The following is a 14,358-nucleotide window of genomic DNA, read 5'->3' on the forward strand; positions in this document are numbered from 1 at the left end:
CGTTAAACGAACATGCGGATCTAGCGGCCGTCCGGGCCACCCATGCTTTGTCCCGCGGCAATGCTCCGCGAGCCCAGCACGGCCTTGGCGACGTCCCCGACCGCCTCGACGGATTCGTCCATGCCCTGGAAACAGACGATCCGGCAGGGGCACGCCTCAAGCCCCTCATAGCGCCAGGGAAACGCCCCTATCACCGCACGCTGATTCAACATCTTCTCGATATCTCCACCGACATTCTCGGCGTGGATCAGCCCCTCCTGAAAGGCGTAGGAATGGAAGGGAAACATGTCTTCGGAGATGTGACGGCCCGACTTCTTGTGAACGTAGTTATACTCGCCGAAAAACTCTTCGCAGGTCTTTCCGATACGTGCCTCGAAGCGCTTGGCAAGGTCGGGCCGCATCAGACGAATGGACGTATTCATCGAATGGTCTCCGGACCCGCAGTCGATCCCAAACCACTTGATCTTCTTCTTGAGCATCCATTCGAGCAATTCGATTTTTCCACCCGGATGCATGCAAAAATACCGAACCAGATCCTGTTCAGGCTGGCCTTCCCAATAGCGATGCCACCCGGTGTGAATGATCAGGATGTCGCCGTCGCGAACCTCGACCGGCGCCTGCTCGATCATCTCCGGCGTGATCACGGCCCAGTCATCCATATGTTTGGAGACGTCGACGACAGCGCCCGGCCCGACCAGGAAATCGAGCGGATAGGACGCCATATCGCCCATGCCGTCGGTGCCATGCATCGCGCCATCGATATGGGTTCCGACGTGGAGCGCCGTGTCGATGCGCTGCGCGACGATCATTTTGGTCTGAAGATTCTGCGCGTAGTACATCTTGTTGCCGGCATATCCCACCCAGCCCGGCGTATGCACGTTCATCAAATGAGACAGATCCACGATCTTCATAAACTACCCCTCGTTGACGTTCATGGCCGCTTTGTTTTGGTCATGCATAAAAGGCGCGATCACCCGCCCCTCAGCGGCGAAACCTAAAATGAAAGTCCGTCGAATCCCCGCATCCGCATCTCTGTCCCGGACTCGATCATTTCGGAGCTCCCGCATCCGGAGGAAGCGCCCCAACGGCCTTGAGCAACGGCACGTCAGCCGGGCTCGGCCCCCCAACACTGACCACGGTCACGCCCCGGTCCGCGGCGACCGCATGCTTGACGCCAACCGGCACATGCACGGCGCAACCGGCATGGAACGGCAATTCGATATTGTTGGTGTAGTCGCGGATCGTTCCCTCACCTTCCAGAATGAAGATCGTGTCTTCCGAAATGGTGTGGATATGGGGAACGTTGGCCTCGCCCGGCTCAAGCACGACGTAATTCATGTTGGCTTTCCAGGCGCCGACGCCGGGCCAGACCACGAAGCGCGCATCCTTGGAGATCAGCGGCAACCTCAACGTGGGATGGTCGCGATGAAATATCCGGATCGCCATTTGCTATTTTCCCTCTGAAAAAGCCAAATCGGCGTAAAGGCTCTCGTCAGCAGGACACGGACCGCCAAGAATTTTGATGGCCTGATCGTCGTTCGCCGTGAACTGATAGGCATCCCCGGCATCGACATGCACCATCGCCCCTTCGACCAAGGGGAACACCTCGCTTGATCCTAAATCGGTGATCGAACCGGCACCGCCGATCACGTAGTAGACGGCGTCACTGCCGTGATGGAGGCGGATCGTCCGGGCGCCGCGCTCCAGGGTGATGATCTGAAGGGTGCGGAATTGCGCATCGTTTCCGGGCCACATCACCACCCTGGCGTTGCCAGTGCCGATAATGATGGGTATTTGTGGACAGCCTGTTGCGCTGTCGACAACGCGCGCCGTGTTGGCAAGCCGGGTAGCCATCGCATCGCCCCTTTTATTCATACTCGAATTTTTTTAATTATATCAAAAAATCCGAATGGGCAATAGCGGCCCGGCAGGCTAATAGGTAGCCGAAGCAACTCGACTTTAAGGGTCAAGGAAACAGAAGGACAACTTGGGTGACCGTCGAATTTTCTCCCGATCTGCCAGACGACGTCGCGGAAGCGACGGCCAACACCCTGGTCGCGATCGGGGAACGCATCCGCGAGGTGAGGCAGGCAAGGAACATGACGCTCCAAGTGCTCGCCGAGAGCACCAAATTGAGCGTATCGATGCTCAGCCTTGTCGAACGCGGCAAAGCATCACCGTCCATCGGATCTCTCATCGTGATTGCGGGCGCGTTGGGAATCACCATGTCGGATCTGATTGCGAGCGATCCTGCCTCGGATGAGGACATCGTGGTGCGCGCGTCACAGCATCACGTCGTCGAAACGGCCAGTCACGTTGTCCGCAGATTGATCCGGGAAGACCGCAGCCGCGGCCTTTCCATCGCCATCAATGAATATGAGCCGAATACGGGAAATTCGGATACCGCCGTCTCGCACGCGGGATTTGAATACGGATTCGTTCTTGAAGGCGCGCTTACGGTCGAGGTTGACAAAACATCCCACATTCTCAAGAGCGGCGACCTGATTTCCTATAGCTCGCGCCGACCACACAGGATCTGGAATTATGGACGGCGCAAGGTACGAACCTTGTGGTTCAACCTGGATCGGGAATCCTGAAAAGGTTCAGATTTCAGGGCCGACGGTCAGCGGCCGAGACGGGATGCCGCATCGGCTGATGCCCTGAGCTCTTCCGAAATAATACCCATGACGGCCTGCATCGCCGTTGAGACGACCCGGCGCGGGTTACTGATCCATGCGATCGATCGGGTCAGGGCCGGCCTTAACCGGCGCGCCCTGATCGAGCCCGCTTCCAGCGCTTGGCGAAGCGCTATCCCCGGAAGGACCGTCGCCATCGCCGTGGAAGCAACGACTTCACAGATCGCAGGCAGGCTGTCGATCTCGAGCCGCGGCGAGAGACTGAAGCCGGCGTGAGCCGCTGCGTCGTCGAGGATGCGCCGCAGCCCGTGCCGGCGTGACGGAATGACCAGTTCGGACTTTCGGACCGCCGTCAGCGATGCCAGTCTCGCAACGTCCGGATGCGCGGACGGCGCGTGCGCCATCATCATATCCTCATCCAGGATATGACTCACGATCGGTGCGCCCCCGCGCAGCCTTGCATTGACAATCGCCAGATCGAGCTGCCCCGAGAGCACCCATTCCAGCATGGTCTCGCTATAACCTTCGCATACCGACAATTCGACATCGGGATAGCTTGTCGCGATCCGGAGCGCCGAGACCGGCAACGCGCTCTGCGCGACCGAATTGATCATCCCGATGCTGACGCGCCCTCTGATCTTGCCGTCGAGACGCGCCATTTCCTCGCGTGCCCGATCGACGTCCTTGACGATCGGCGCGACCAGCCGCTCGAATTCCTCGCCCGCGGGCGTCAGCGAAACACCCTGCGGCGTGCGAAAGAACAGCCGCTTGCCGAACGATTTTTCCAGCTTCGCGATCTGCATGCTCAGCGCCGGCTGCACGATATTGAGCCGACGCGCCGCGCGGGTGACGTTCCGCTCCTGGGCGAGGCAGAGGAAATACTGCATCTGCTTCAGGTCCATTGCACTCGTCTTGCGCTGCACAATCATTAGAAATGATAGTATCGATTAGAAGCAATTATTTGGAATGATGGCAAGCACGGCTTAGGCTTTACCCCTGCGCTCACCGCCGCCGGCGGACCGAGCAGGCGCGTCCGGGCCAGACCGAGTCCCGGCCAGGCGATGTCGCTTTCAACGGGAAGAAAACCCACATGAACGGTTCAGCGGCCATGCTTCGCAACGAGAAGCCGGAGCATCCGGACCTTCGCTCGTGGTTGCAGCTTCTCGCGGCGACGGACCGGCTGGTAGTCGCGCGCAAAGGCGTATCGCTGACCGACGAACTCGCTGCGGTGGCAAAAAAACTCGAACGCGAACGCGCCGTTATTTTTCCTTCTCCCGGCGGACATGACATTGCCGTGGTCGCCAATCTGTTCGCCGGCAGAGACTGGGTCGCGGATTCGATCGATGTCCCGGTCGAGGATCTGCTGTCACGCTTTCAGCGGGCGGTGCGGCGTCCCCTTCCCTGGATGGAGGTCAAGGAAGCGCGCGTGCAGGAGGAGGTCCATCGGGATGTCGATCTGCTCAAGCTGCTGCCTATCCCCAAGCACAACGAGCACGACAGCGGCCCCTACATCACGGCGGCCCTGCTGATCGCCCGCAATCCGCAGACCGGCATCCAGAACGTTTCGATCCATCGCTGCCAGATCAGCGGCCCCGACCGGATCGGGGTTCTGCTGCTGCCACGTCACACCCGCCATTATTACGCGATGGCGGAGCGGGCGGGCGCCCCCCTCGAAATCGCGCTGGTCATCGGCGTGCATCCGGCCTGTATTCTGGCGTCCCAGGCGATCGCGGCGCTCGACGAGGACGAGATGCATATCGCCGGCGCGCTGCTCGGCCGGCCGGTCGAGATGGTGAAGTGCCTGACCAACGAGGTCCGCGTTCCCGCGCACGCCGAAATCGTGCTGGAGGGCCGCATCCTCCCGAAGCTGCGCGAGCCCGAAGGTCCGTTCGGCGAGTTTCCGCAATATTACGGCGATCGCGCCGACCGCGAGGTCATCCAGATCGACGCCGTAACCCACCGGCGAAACCCGATCTTCCATACCATCGTGGGCGGCGGCATGGAGCATCTGGTGCTCGGGGAAATCCCGCGCGAGGCGACCCTGCTCGAACATCTGCAGCGCAGCTTCCCGTCGGTTCGCGACGTCAGGCTGATGCGCGGCGGCACCTGCCGTTACCATCTTGCGGTTAAAATCGAAAAGGTCAGCGATGGCGAGCCGAAGAACATCATCATGGGCGCCTTCGCCGGCCATTACGATGTCAAGCAGGTGGTCGTGGTCGATACCGACGTCGACATCGACGATCCCAATGAGATCGAGTGGGCGGTCGCGACCCGGTTCCAGGCCGATCGGGACCTGCTGGTGGTGGCGGGCGCCCAGGGATCGAAGCTCGATCCTTCGTCGGATAAGGGGGTCGGCGCCAAGATGGGGCTGGACGCAACAAAACCGCTGGTCAGGGGTCCGTTGGACTTCAAGCGCATTCACGTGAAGGGCATCGAGACCATCGACCTCGCAAGCATTCTGCAGCAGGATACGGAGGCCGCTTTCGCCCGGATCATTGAGAACTAAATAACCGGGATATATAAGCGGCACAGCGAACAATGCCGGCGCAAAGCCGGAGCAAGAGCCAAGGGAACGGAACCAACGGGATGTCGCAGGGCCTATGGCTGCCCGGCGCCCGGAAGGAGGAGATCAGATGTCAACGGCGTTGCGCATCGCGCATGGAGCGTTCGGACGGGTCGCGCTCCTTGACATGGATTATTCGCTCGTCCGTCACGCCCATCCCCATTGCCACGTGCTGCTCAAGGTCGAGGGCGCGGATACCCAATTCGTCGTCGGTGACGCGACCTGCCCGCTGACGGACGATACGGCTGTTCTGGTGAATGGTTGGCTGCCGCACAGCTACGTTCACGTACCGGAACGGCCCCGAACGGTGATCCTGGCGCTTTATATCGAGCCCGAATGGCTGCAGATCTTCAGGCCCGGATGGGCGGCGAGCGGCGGACCGGGTTTCTTCGGCCAGCCCTCAGGACAGGTCTCACCGCGGATACGCCGGCTGGCGATGGATCTTTCGGCCGACATGATGACCCGGCCGGATTGCAAGAAGGCGCATGAGCAAATGCTCTCGGATCTGATGATCGCGGTGATCGAGCGATTCACGCCGTGGAAAAGTTTCTCGAACTCGATCCGGGATCTCGGCTCAGGCGCCGGTGACTGGCGCATCCGGCGCGCCGTCGCAACGATCCGCAGCGGGACCGTGGACCCCGAGAGCGTCGGCTCATGGGCAAAGGAAGCCGGACTATCGCGGGCACATTTCTTCCGGCTGTTCGAGTCCTCCATCGGCGCACCGCCGAAAGTCTATATGAACGTGCTGCGGATGGAGCGCGCGGTCGATCTGGTGCTGAACCGTCCGCAATCGCTTGGCGACATTAGTTCGGAACTGGGTTTCGCCGAACCGGCCCATTTCACCCGCTTCTTCCGCAACCATGCCGGCGTCAGCCCGAGCGAATTCCGTAACGTTTCCCGCCTCGCGAGTTGAGCCGCTCCGCCGGCGCGAAAATGAGACGCGTTGGTAAGTTCCGAGACTTGCCGGCATGTCGGGCCCATTCCGCCGCTGACATCATTTCCCGCAAGCGCAACAGCGCGACGGGAGAGATGTCACGGGATGAACGTCAACGCCGCAGCCAGTCCGGGAATTGCGGCGCCCTGGGTCGGGCGATCGGTCCCGCGTGTCGAAGATCCGGCACTGCTGACAGGCCGCGGCCGGTTCATCGACGATCTCGGCGTGCGGCCGGGAACGCTGCATGCAGCGATCCTCCGCTCGCCCCACGCCCACGCCAATATCGTTTCGATCGACATCGAAGCCGCAAAGCAGGCGCGTGGCGTCGCCGCCGTCCTGACCGGCAACGACATCAAGGCGCTGACGGCAAGCCTCGTCGTCGGCGTCAAGGCGCCGGTCGAATGCTGGCCGATTGCGGTGGGGCGCGTGCGTTACGTCGGCGAGCCGGTCGCCATCGTTGTCGCCGAAAGCCGATACCTCGCCGAAGATGCGGTCGATCTGATCGACGCCCAATACGACGCGCTCCCTGCGGTCATCGATCCCCTGCGCACGATGGAAGCGGAAGCCCCGCTGCTCCACGAGGGATTTCCCAACAACATCGCCAGCGATCGCCGCTTCAAATATGGCGATCCCGATCGCGTCTTCGCCGAAGCGCCGCACACCATAGCTGTAACGATCCGCTATCCCCGCAACTCCTGCACGCCAATCGAGACCTACGGAATCGTCGCCGAATACGATTCGGGCGAACAGGCGTTCGATGTACTCGCCAATTTCCAGGGGCCGTTCAGCATCCACGCGGTGCTATCGCGCGCGCTGAAAGTCCCCGGCAACCGGCTGCGATTGCGGACGCCGCCGGACTCCGGCGGCAGCTTTGGCGTCAAGCAGGGTGTCTTTCCCTACATCGTCCTGATCGCGGCAGCCGCGCGCGCGACAGGGCGCCCGGTCAAATGGATCGAGGACCGGCTCGAGCATCTGACCGCCTCGGTGTCCGCCACCAATCGCGCCACGACGCTGCGCGCCGCGGTCACCGGCGAAGGCCGCATTCTCGCGCTCGACTGGGACCAGGTCGAGGATTGCGGCGCGCATCTGCGTGCGCCGGAGCCCGCCACGCTGTATCGCATGCATGGAAACCTGACCGGGGCCTACGACATCGGCCACGTTGCCGTGCGCAATCGCGTCGTCGTGACCAACAAGACACCGACCGGGCTCAACCGCGGCTTCGGCGGCCCGCAGGTCTATTTCGCGCTGGAGCGGCTGGTCCAGCGCATTGCCGTCGAGCTCAAGCTCGATCCGCTCGACGTGATCACGCGCAATCTCGTTCCGTCCGGCGCTTTCCCCTACCGCACCGCACCGGGAGCGCTGCTCGATTCAGGCGACTATCAGCAGGCGCTCGCACGCGGCATCCGTGAAGGCGGCCTCGCCGAGCTCAGGAAGCGCCGGGATGAAGCCCGCGCGGAAGGGCGTATCTACGGCATCGGTTTCGCCGCGGTGGTCGAACCGAGCGTCTCCAACATGGGCTACATCACCACCGTCCTCACAGCCGCCGAACGCCGCAAGGCCGGCCCCAAGAATGGCGCGCAGGCGACCGCGACAATTTCGATCGATCCGGTCGGCAGCGTCACCGTCCATGTCGCCTCCGTTCCGCAAGGCCAGGGACATCGCACCGTACTTGCGCAGGTCGTCGCCGACGTACTTGGGCTGACGCCAGCCGATATCAGGGTCAATGCCGAGATCGACACCGCCAAGGACGCCTGGTCGATCGCCTCGGGTAATTATGCCAGCCGCTTCGCACCGGCCGTAGCCGGGACCACCAAGCTTGCCGCCGAGCGGCTCGCCGCCCGTCTTGCCAGGGTTGCCGCTTCAACCCTGAATACCGAAACCGACGACATTGCTTTCGCCGGCGGTTTCGCGCTGTCGAAACGCAACCCGGATAACAGGATCGCGTTTTCGAGGATCGCCGCGCTCAGCCATTGGTCGCCCGGCGCGTTGCCCGACGATGTCGGGCAGACCATTCGCGAGACGGTGTTCTGGACGCCGCCGGAGCTCACGCCACCCGACGATAGCGATCACATCAACTCGTCGCTCTGCTACGGCTTCATCTTTGACTTCTGCGGCGTCGAAATCGACCGGGTAACGCTGCAGACGCGCATCGACCGCTACGTGACCATGCACGATTGCGGCACGATCCTGCATCCGGCGATGGTCGACGGACAGGTTCGCGGCGGTTTCGCGCAGGCGGTCGGCGCCGCGCTTTATGAAGAATATGCCTACGCGCCCGACGGATCGTTCCTGACGGGCACGTTTGCCGACTATCTGCTGCCGACGGTGGCCGAGGTTCCCGAGCCCATCATCCTTCACATGCAGACGCCCTCGCCTTTTACCCCGCTCGGTTCGAAAGGCGTCGGTGAAGGCAATTGCATGTCGACCCCGGTCTGCATCGCGAATGCGGTGGCGGACGCGTTGGGCGTCGAGAATATCGAGTTGCCGCTGCTGCCTGCCCGGCTTGCCGAAACGCTGCGCGGCGCCGAGACGCCCGCGCCCACCGGCACGGCAAAAGCAAAGGACGCCCCCAAAGGCGGCCGCAAGCTGATCGGCGAAGGGACGGCGACGGTCAGGGCGTCGCCTGAACAGATCTGGAAGATGCTGCTTGATCCGATGACTCTTCAAGCGGTCATTCCCGGCTGCCACGACGTGCGCAAGATATCGGAGACGCATTTCCGCGCCGACGTGACCCTTGGCGTCGGGCCCGTCAAAGGCCGTTACCGGGCAACCGTCACCCTGTCCGATCTGGACCAACCGCACGGCGTCACCCTGACCGGTACCGCCGAAGGCGCGCTCGGCTTCGGTTCCGGCAAGGGCCGGATCACGCTTGTGCCCGGAGAAAACGGTGGAACGACGGTCCGCTACGTCTATGAAGCCGAGATCGGCGGCAAGGTCGCGAGCATCGGCGGCCGCCTGCTCGATGGGGCCGCCCGCGTCGTCATCGGGCAGTTCTTCGCGGCGTTGGCGCGGCAAGCCGGCGGCAGCGCTGCGAGCCAAAGTATCGTCGCATCCGCGATGGCCGGCATCCGGCGGCTGTTCGGAGGCCGACGATGAAACCGGCGGCCTTCGACTATGTGCGCGCGGAAAGCATCGACGAAGCGCTGGACGTGATTCGCAACGACGGCGGCGATGCACGGATTATGGCCGGCGGCCAGTCGCTGATGGCCATGCTCAACATGCGCCTCGCCAGGCCGCACGTGCTGATCGACATCATGCGCATCGAAGAACTCCGCGCGATCAGGGTCGACACAAGCAAGGTGACGATTGGCGCCGCCGTGCGCCAGGCCGAACTGCTGGAATGGCCGTCGCTCGAAAACGAGCTGCAACTTATTTCCCTCGCGTTGCCGTGGACCGGCCATGCGCAGACGCGCAGCCGCGGCACGATTTGCGGTTCGATCGCCCACGCTGATCCGAGCGCCGAGATGCCGCTCGCGCTGCTGGCGCTTGGCGGCGATGTCATCCTCCGCAGCGCCCGGAAACGCCGCCGGGTCGCCGCATGCGATTTCTTTCTCGGCATGATGGCGACCGAGCGCAACGACGACGAACTGATCGAAGCGGTCTCGTTTCCGTCGACGCGCGGCCGCCGCTGCGCCTTCCGCGAGGTCGCGCGCCGTCACGGCGATTTCGCGATCGTCGCCTGCGCGGCTGTTGCGACAGGGCGCGGTGTACGGCTGGCGGTCGGCGGCGTCGCCGACACCCCGGTCGCGCGCGAATTTGACGGGCTTGAGGGAAGTGCGCTTACCGACGCGCTCGATGCGTTCGCCTACGAGCTCGATGCCCGCGACGATTTCCACGCGACCGCGCGCTACCGGCGCGATCTGGTGCGCCTGATCGGCCGCGAATTGATCGAGGAGGTAACCCGATGACGCGGATGGCGGCTGGACAACGACATCGCCTGCGCTTCGTCCTCAACGGCGCAGCGGTCGATCGCGAATGCGAGCCGCGGATGCTGCTGACCGACTTCATCCGCCACGAGATCGGCGCGACCGGAACCCATGTCGGATGCGAGCATGGCGTTTGCGGCGCCTGCACGGTTTCGATCGACGGCCGGCCGGCGCGCGCCTGCCTCACGCTCGCGCTGCAGGCGGAAGGCTGCGAGGTCCGGACCGTCGAAAGTCTTGCCGGCGGGCCGGATCGGCTCGGCGTTCTGCAAGCGGCGTTCCGGCGCAACCATGCGCTGCAATGCGGCTTCTGCACGGCCGGCATCCTGATGTCGCTCGATACGCTGCTGGCGCGCCGGCCGGACGCAACCGAAGCCGAAATCCGCGACGTGCTGACCGGACATCTCTGCCGATGCACCGGCTACGCGCCGATCGTAAAGGCCGCGCTGGAAGCCGCGGCCGAGTTGAAGGGAGAAACCAGCCGTGAGCCGGTCGATGCTTGATCTCGGGACCAGTTTCCTTGCGAGCGTGGCGCGCGATCCCGATGCGCTCGCGCTTGTCGATGGCGATGTGCGGCTCAGCTACGCGCAATGGCTGGCCAGGATTTCGTCGCTGGTATCCGCGTTCGACCAGTTGGGACTGAGGCCGGGCGATCATCTGTTGACCGTCCTGCAGAACACCTGGCAGGCGGCGACCGTCCATTGGGCCTGTCAGTTCGCGGGCCTCATCATCACGCCGATCAATTGGCGCGTGAAGGCCGACGAGCTCGATTTCTGCATCGAAAATTCGGAGTGCCGCGCCCTCGTCTACCAGGACATTTCGCAAGATGCCGTCGCTGCATCGACGCGTGCCTCGAACCTGCTGCTGATGTGGGCCGGAACGGCGGCGGACCGAGGCGGAGAATTGTCGCTCGATGCGACATTCTCCGAGCCTGCCGGCGAGATAACCCCGCGCGCGACCGCCGAGGCGTGGTCGATCATGCTCTATACATCGGGGACGACATCGCGGCCCAAAGGCGTACCGCGGCGCCATCGCGCCGAGCGGGCGGCCGGCATCGCCCATGTCGCGCAGAACCTGTACCGGCGCGGTGAACGAACGCTGGGCGTGATGCCGCTCTATCACACCATGGGCGTGCGCTCGCTGATCGCGATGTCGCTGATCGGCGGCACCTTCGTTTGCCTGCCGCGTTTCGACCCGCAGCGGGCGCTCTCCCTGATCGCAGCGGAGCAGATCACCAATTTATACCTGGTACCGACGCTGTACCACGACCTCGCCTACAGCAAGACCTTCGCGCGATCCGACATTTCGAGCGTGCGAAAGCTCGGATTCGCCGGGGCGTCCATGACGGATGGACTGCTCGGGAAGCTCGCGGAATCCTTCAAGCCGGAGCTGTTTGTCAATCACTACGGCAGCTCGGAAATCTACACCTTCACGATCGATCAGAATGCCGTCGCGAAGCCCGGCTCTGCCGGCAAGGCCGGCATCAACCAGCACATCAAGGTGGTCAGGCTCAACGCCACGTCCGTCGCGCAAACCGCGGATATTGGCGAGGAAGGCGAGATCGTGGCGCTGCTCGCCGGCGACGAGTCCTTCGAAGGCTATTGGCGGCGGCCCGATGCCGACGCGAGAGCGCTGCGCGAAGGATGGTATTTTACCGGCGACACCGGCTATGTCGATCCGGATGGCGATCTGTTCGTCACCGGCCGCGTCGACGACATGATCATCACCGGCGGCGAGAATGTTTCCCCCGTCGAGATCGAAAGCTGTCTCTCGCTCCATCCCGCGGTGTTTGAAGTCGCCGTCGTCGGCCTGCCCGACGAACGCTGGGGAAAAATCGTCACCGCCTTCGTCAAGCGTTCCGGGCCGGTCACCGAGCAGGAGCTCGACGCGTTCTGCCGCGAATCCGGCCTTGCCGCCTTCAAGCGCCCGCGACGTTTCGTGTTCGTCGGCGCGATCCCGAAATCGCCGGTCGGAAAGCTGCTGCGGCGGCTGCTGGTCGCCGGCGAATACCAGTCCGAACACATGCCGCCGTCGAACGCGGCCTGATCAACCCTTCACAAGACAGGAAGAAGCCATGACTGCATACGAATTCTCCGACAACCGCCTCTCCAAGCTCGACGGCTTCCAGGTCGAGATCGACGAGGCGCATGAACGCGCCGACATCGTCCTCCATCGCCCGCCCTACAACGTGGTGTCGATGCCGCAGCGCGACCAGTTGCGGCTGGTGTTCGAGGCGCTGGACCAGGACGACCGGGTCCGCGTCATCGTGGTGCGCTCCATCGGCGAGCACTTCTCCAGCGGCGGCAATATCGGCGGCTTCATGGAGGCGACGCCCGAGACCGTGTCCAAGCTCGCCTGGAATATCGCCTCGCCGGCGCGCTGCGCCAAGCCGGTGATCGTCGCCAACCGGGGCTATTGCTTCGGCGTCGGCTTCGAACTGTCGCTCGCCTGCGACTTCCGGATTGCTTCGGAAACCGCGCAATATGCGCTGCCGGAGCAGAAGCTCGGCCAGATTCCCGGATCGGGCGGATCGGCGCGGCTGCAGAAGATGATCGGCATCACGCGGACCAAGGATATCGTGATGCGGTCGAAGCGGATCGCCGCCCGTCAGGCGCTGGAATGGGGCATCGTCACCGAATGCGTGGCCGACAAGGATCTTGAGGCCGCGACCGACAAACTGGTCGATGAACTCAGGACGTTTTCGCCGCTCGCCCAGCGCACCGCCAAGAAGCTGCTCGACGACACCGAGGATTCGACGCTCGCGATCGCCATCGAGCTCGAAGGGCATTGCTACAGCCGGCTGCGTCAGTCCGAAGACTTCAAGGAAGGCGTCGAGGCCTTCAACCAGAAGCGGACGCCGAAATTCATCGGCCGCTGACCCATCGATCAACAAAACAGGGGGAGGAATTTCAAAATGGCCATCACGAACGTACGGGATACGGATATCGCTTTGACCTCGCACAGACGTCAGGCAACCAACGCAATGATCGCGTCGCTGCTCGGCTGGTCGCTCGATCTGTTCGATCTGTTCATTCTGCTCTACGTCGCACCGGTCATCGGTGCGCTGTTCTTCCCGTCCAGCGTACCGACCCTGTCGCTGGCCGCCGTCTACGCCTCCTTCGCCGTGACCTTGCTGTTGCGTCCCGTCGGATCAGCGATCTTCGGGCATTATGCGGACGTGCATGGCCGCAAAGGCGCGATGCTGGTCGCCATCATCGGCGTCGGTGTCAGCACCGCCGCATTCGGCCTGCTGCCGACCATTGCGCAGGTGGGCGTGATCGCGCCGGTGATTTTCCTGGCGCTTCGGCTCGTACAGGGCATCTTTGTCGGCGGGGTGGTTGCATCCACCCACACGATCGGAACGGAATCGGTGCCGGCGAAATGGCGCGGCGCGATGTCGGGGCTGATCGGCGGCGGCGGCGCCGGCATCGGCGCGTTGCTTGCCTCCTTTGTTTTCCTGATCGCATCATCCGCCTTTCCCGGCGACGCCTTCGCGGTCTGGGGCTGGCGGTGCATGTTCTTTTCGGGTCTCCTGACCTCGCTGTTGGGCTGGTTCATTTTCCGTGGACTGGAAGAGTCGCCGTTCTTCCGGGAGCAGCAACGGAAGAAAGCCGCCGCCACGGGCGCAGCGCCCGCCTCGCCGGTGAAGACACTGTTCGGTGGCTCATACCGGAACGTCCTCCTGCTCAACCTCCTGATCACCTTTGGCGGCGGCGCCGGCTATTACCTGACGTCAGGCTATCTGCCGAGCTTCCTCAAGGTCGTAAACGGCCTGCCCAACAACATGTCCTCGATCATCCTGATGTGCGCCAGCGCGTCGGCTTTGGTCTCGGCCGTTCTGATCGGTGCGCTGAGCGATTTCATCGGCCGCAAAAAGGTGTTTCTGCTGGTCGGCGCCTGCACCATCGTGCTGCTGCCGCTTTGCTACCTCTCGCTCGCGAAGGCGACCGACACCGCGACGATCACTTTCTATGCGCTGGCGATCGCCTTCATCGGCAATGCCGGCTATGCGCCGGTCCTGATCTTCCTCAATGAACGGTTTCCGACAGAGCTGCGGGCCACCGGCACCGGATTGTCCTGGAACATCGGATTCGCGCTCGGCGGCATGATGCCGACTTTCGTCTCGCTGGCGAGCGGCGGCGCCGCGCAGATCCCGGCCGCGCTATCGATCTTCGCGGTCTGCATCTTTGCGATCTACACGGTCGGCGCCGTTCTCATCCCGGAAACCAAGGGTAATTTTCGCTAGCCAGCCAATAGGGGTTTCGAGCGAATGAGGCACCGGTTCGCTCGAAACCGCTATAG

13 protein-coding genes are annotated in these 14,358 nt (G+C 63.2%); 9 read left to right on the forward strand and 4 right to left on the reverse strand.

Translation table 11 applies throughout. The features are described 5' to 3' along the window. Positions 1-20: 20 nt before the first annotated feature. The 3 genes from HB630_RS06070 to HB630_RS06080 all read right to left on the reverse strand — a co-directional run bounded on the left by HB630_RS06070 (position 21) and on the right by HB630_RS06080 (position 1,854). Positions 21-911: a cyclase family protein gene (locus HB630_RS06070; RefSeq protein WP_213770854.1), complete on the reverse strand. Its 891-nt coding sequence runs from the start codon at positions 909-911 to the stop codon at positions 21-23. Positions 912-1,047: 136 nt separating this feature from the next. Then, on the reverse strand, positions 1,048-1,446 hold the full coding sequence (locus HB630_RS06075) for a cupin domain-containing protein (RefSeq protein WP_213770855.1): 399 nt from the start codon (positions 1,444-1,446) through the stop codon (positions 1,048-1,050). Between the two features lie 3 nt (positions 1,447-1,449). Then, on the reverse strand, positions 1,450-1,854 hold the full coding sequence (locus HB630_RS06080; RefSeq protein ID WP_213770857.1) for a hypothetical protein: 405 nt from the start codon (positions 1,852-1,854) through the stop codon (positions 1,450-1,452). 137 nt (positions 1,855-1,991) lie between these two features. On the opposite strand from HB630_RS06080, the gene HB630_RS06085 reads away from it, so the two are divergent. Further along, positions 1,992-2,597: a cupin domain-containing protein gene (locus HB630_RS06085; protein WP_213770858.1), complete on the forward strand. Its 606-nt coding sequence runs from the start codon at positions 1,992-1,994 to the stop codon at positions 2,595-2,597. Positions 2,598-2,623: 26 nt separating this feature from the next. On the opposite strand, the gene HB630_RS06090 is transcribed toward HB630_RS06085, so the two are convergent. Beyond that, a complete protein-coding gene (locus HB630_RS06090; RefSeq protein WP_213770860.1) occupies positions 2,624-3,538 on the reverse strand; it encodes a LysR family transcriptional regulator in 915 nt (304 codons plus the stop codon). A 188-nt stretch (positions 3,539-3,726) separates the two neighbouring features. Between HB630_RS06090 and HB630_RS06095 the strand changes: the two genes are divergently transcribed. From HB630_RS06095 to HB630_RS06130, 8 genes are all read left to right on the forward strand, one after another. Next, positions 3,727-5,142, forward strand: coding sequence for a UbiD family decarboxylase (locus HB630_RS06095; RefSeq protein WP_249780705.1), 1,416 nt, complete (start codon positions 3,727-3,729; stop codon positions 5,140-5,142). A gap of 127 nt (positions 5,143-5,269) precedes the next feature. Beyond that, positions 5,270-6,112 (forward strand): AraC family transcriptional regulator, encoded by an 843-nt coding sequence (locus HB630_RS06100; RefSeq protein ID WP_213770862.1) that lies wholly within the window; start codon positions 5,270-5,272, stop codon positions 6,110-6,112. Between the two features lie 126 nt (positions 6,113-6,238). Beyond that, positions 6,239-9,229: a molybdopterin cofactor-binding domain-containing protein gene (locus HB630_RS06105; protein WP_213770864.1), complete on the forward strand. Its 2,991-nt coding sequence runs from the start codon at positions 6,239-6,241 to the stop codon at positions 9,227-9,229. Continuing rightward, a complete protein-coding gene (locus HB630_RS06110; RefSeq protein WP_213770865.1) occupies positions 9,226-10,041 on the forward strand; it encodes an FAD binding domain-containing protein in 816 nt (271 codons plus the stop codon). Before HB630_RS06105 ends, HB630_RS06110 begins: the two co-directional genes overlap by 4 nt. Then, complete coding sequence (locus tag HB630_RS06115) at positions 10,038-10,559, forward strand: (2Fe-2S)-binding protein (RefSeq protein WP_213770867.1); 522 nt, start codon at positions 10,038-10,040, stop codon at positions 10,557-10,559. Before HB630_RS06110 ends, HB630_RS06115 begins: the two co-directional genes overlap by 4 nt. Further along, entirely contained in the window at positions 10,552-12,102 is a 1,551-nt protein-coding gene (locus HB630_RS06120) for an AMP-binding protein (RefSeq protein WP_213771882.1), read from the forward strand. Before HB630_RS06115 ends, HB630_RS06120 begins: the two co-directional genes overlap by 8 nt. A gap of 28 nt (positions 12,103-12,130) precedes the next feature. After that, the gene (locus tag HB630_RS06125) at positions 12,131-12,934 is read left to right on the forward strand and encodes an enoyl-CoA hydratase-related protein (protein WP_213770869.1); all 804 of its coding nucleotides are present in this window, start codon (positions 12,131-12,133) and stop codon (positions 12,932-12,934) included. Between the two features lie 36 nt (positions 12,935-12,970). Next, positions 12,971-14,302 carry an MFS transporter gene (locus HB630_RS06130; protein ID WP_213770871.1) on the forward strand — a complete coding sequence of 444 codons (1,332 nt, stop codon included), beginning with the start codon at positions 12,971-12,973 and terminating at the stop codon, positions 14,300-14,302. Positions 14,303-14,358 lie beyond the last annotated feature (56 nt).

The sequence above is a fragment of the Bradyrhizobium sp. dw_78 genome (assembly GCF_018449525.1).
GTDB lineage: Bacteria > Pseudomonadota > Alphaproteobacteria > Rhizobiales > Xanthobacteraceae > Bradyrhizobium.

Excerpts from the sequence above, each read along its gene's own strand:
- HB630_RS06070 (WP_213770854.1), bottom strand. The coding sequence starts at position 911 with ATGAAGATCGTGGATCTGTCTCATTTGATGAACGTGCATACGCCGGGC.
- HB630_RS06105 (WP_213770864.1), top strand. The coding sequence starts at position 6,239 with ATGAACGTCAACGCCGCAGCCAGTCCGGGAATTGCGGCGCCCTGGGTC.
- HB630_RS06130 (WP_213770871.1), top strand. The coding sequence starts at position 12,971 with ATGGCCATCACGAACGTACGGGATACGGATATCGCTTTGACCTCGCAC.
- HB630_RS06075 (WP_213770855.1), bottom strand. The coding sequence starts at position 1,446 with ATGGCGATCCGGATATTTCATCGCGACCATCCCACGTTGAGGTTGCCG.
- HB630_RS06090 (WP_213770860.1), bottom strand. The coding sequence starts at position 3,538 with ATGGACCTGAAGCAGATGCAGTATTTCCTCTGCCTCGCCCAGGAGCGG.
- HB630_RS06125 (WP_213770869.1), top strand. The coding sequence starts at position 12,131 with ATGACTGCATACGAATTCTCCGACAACCGCCTCTCCAAGCTCGACGGC.
- HB630_RS06100 (WP_213770862.1), top strand. The coding sequence starts at position 5,270 with ATGTCAACGGCGTTGCGCATCGCGCATGGAGCGTTCGGACGGGTCGCG.
- HB630_RS06110 (WP_213770865.1), top strand. The coding sequence starts at position 9,226 with ATGAAACCGGCGGCCTTCGACTATGTGCGCGCGGAAAGCATCGACGAA.
- HB630_RS06095 (WP_249780705.1), top strand. The coding sequence starts at position 3,727 with ATGAACGGTTCAGCGGCCATGCTTCGCAACGAGAAGCCGGAGCATCCG.
- HB630_RS06120 (WP_213771882.1), top strand. The coding sequence starts at position 10,552 with ATGCTTGATCTCGGGACCAGTTTCCTTGCGAGCGTGGCGCGCGATCCC.
- HB630_RS06115 (WP_213770867.1), top strand. The coding sequence starts at position 10,038 with ATGACGCGGATGGCGGCTGGACAACGACATCGCCTGCGCTTCGTCCTC.
- HB630_RS06080 (WP_213770857.1), bottom strand. The coding sequence starts at position 1,854 with ATGGCTACCCGGCTTGCCAACACGGCGCGCGTTGTCGACAGCGCAACA.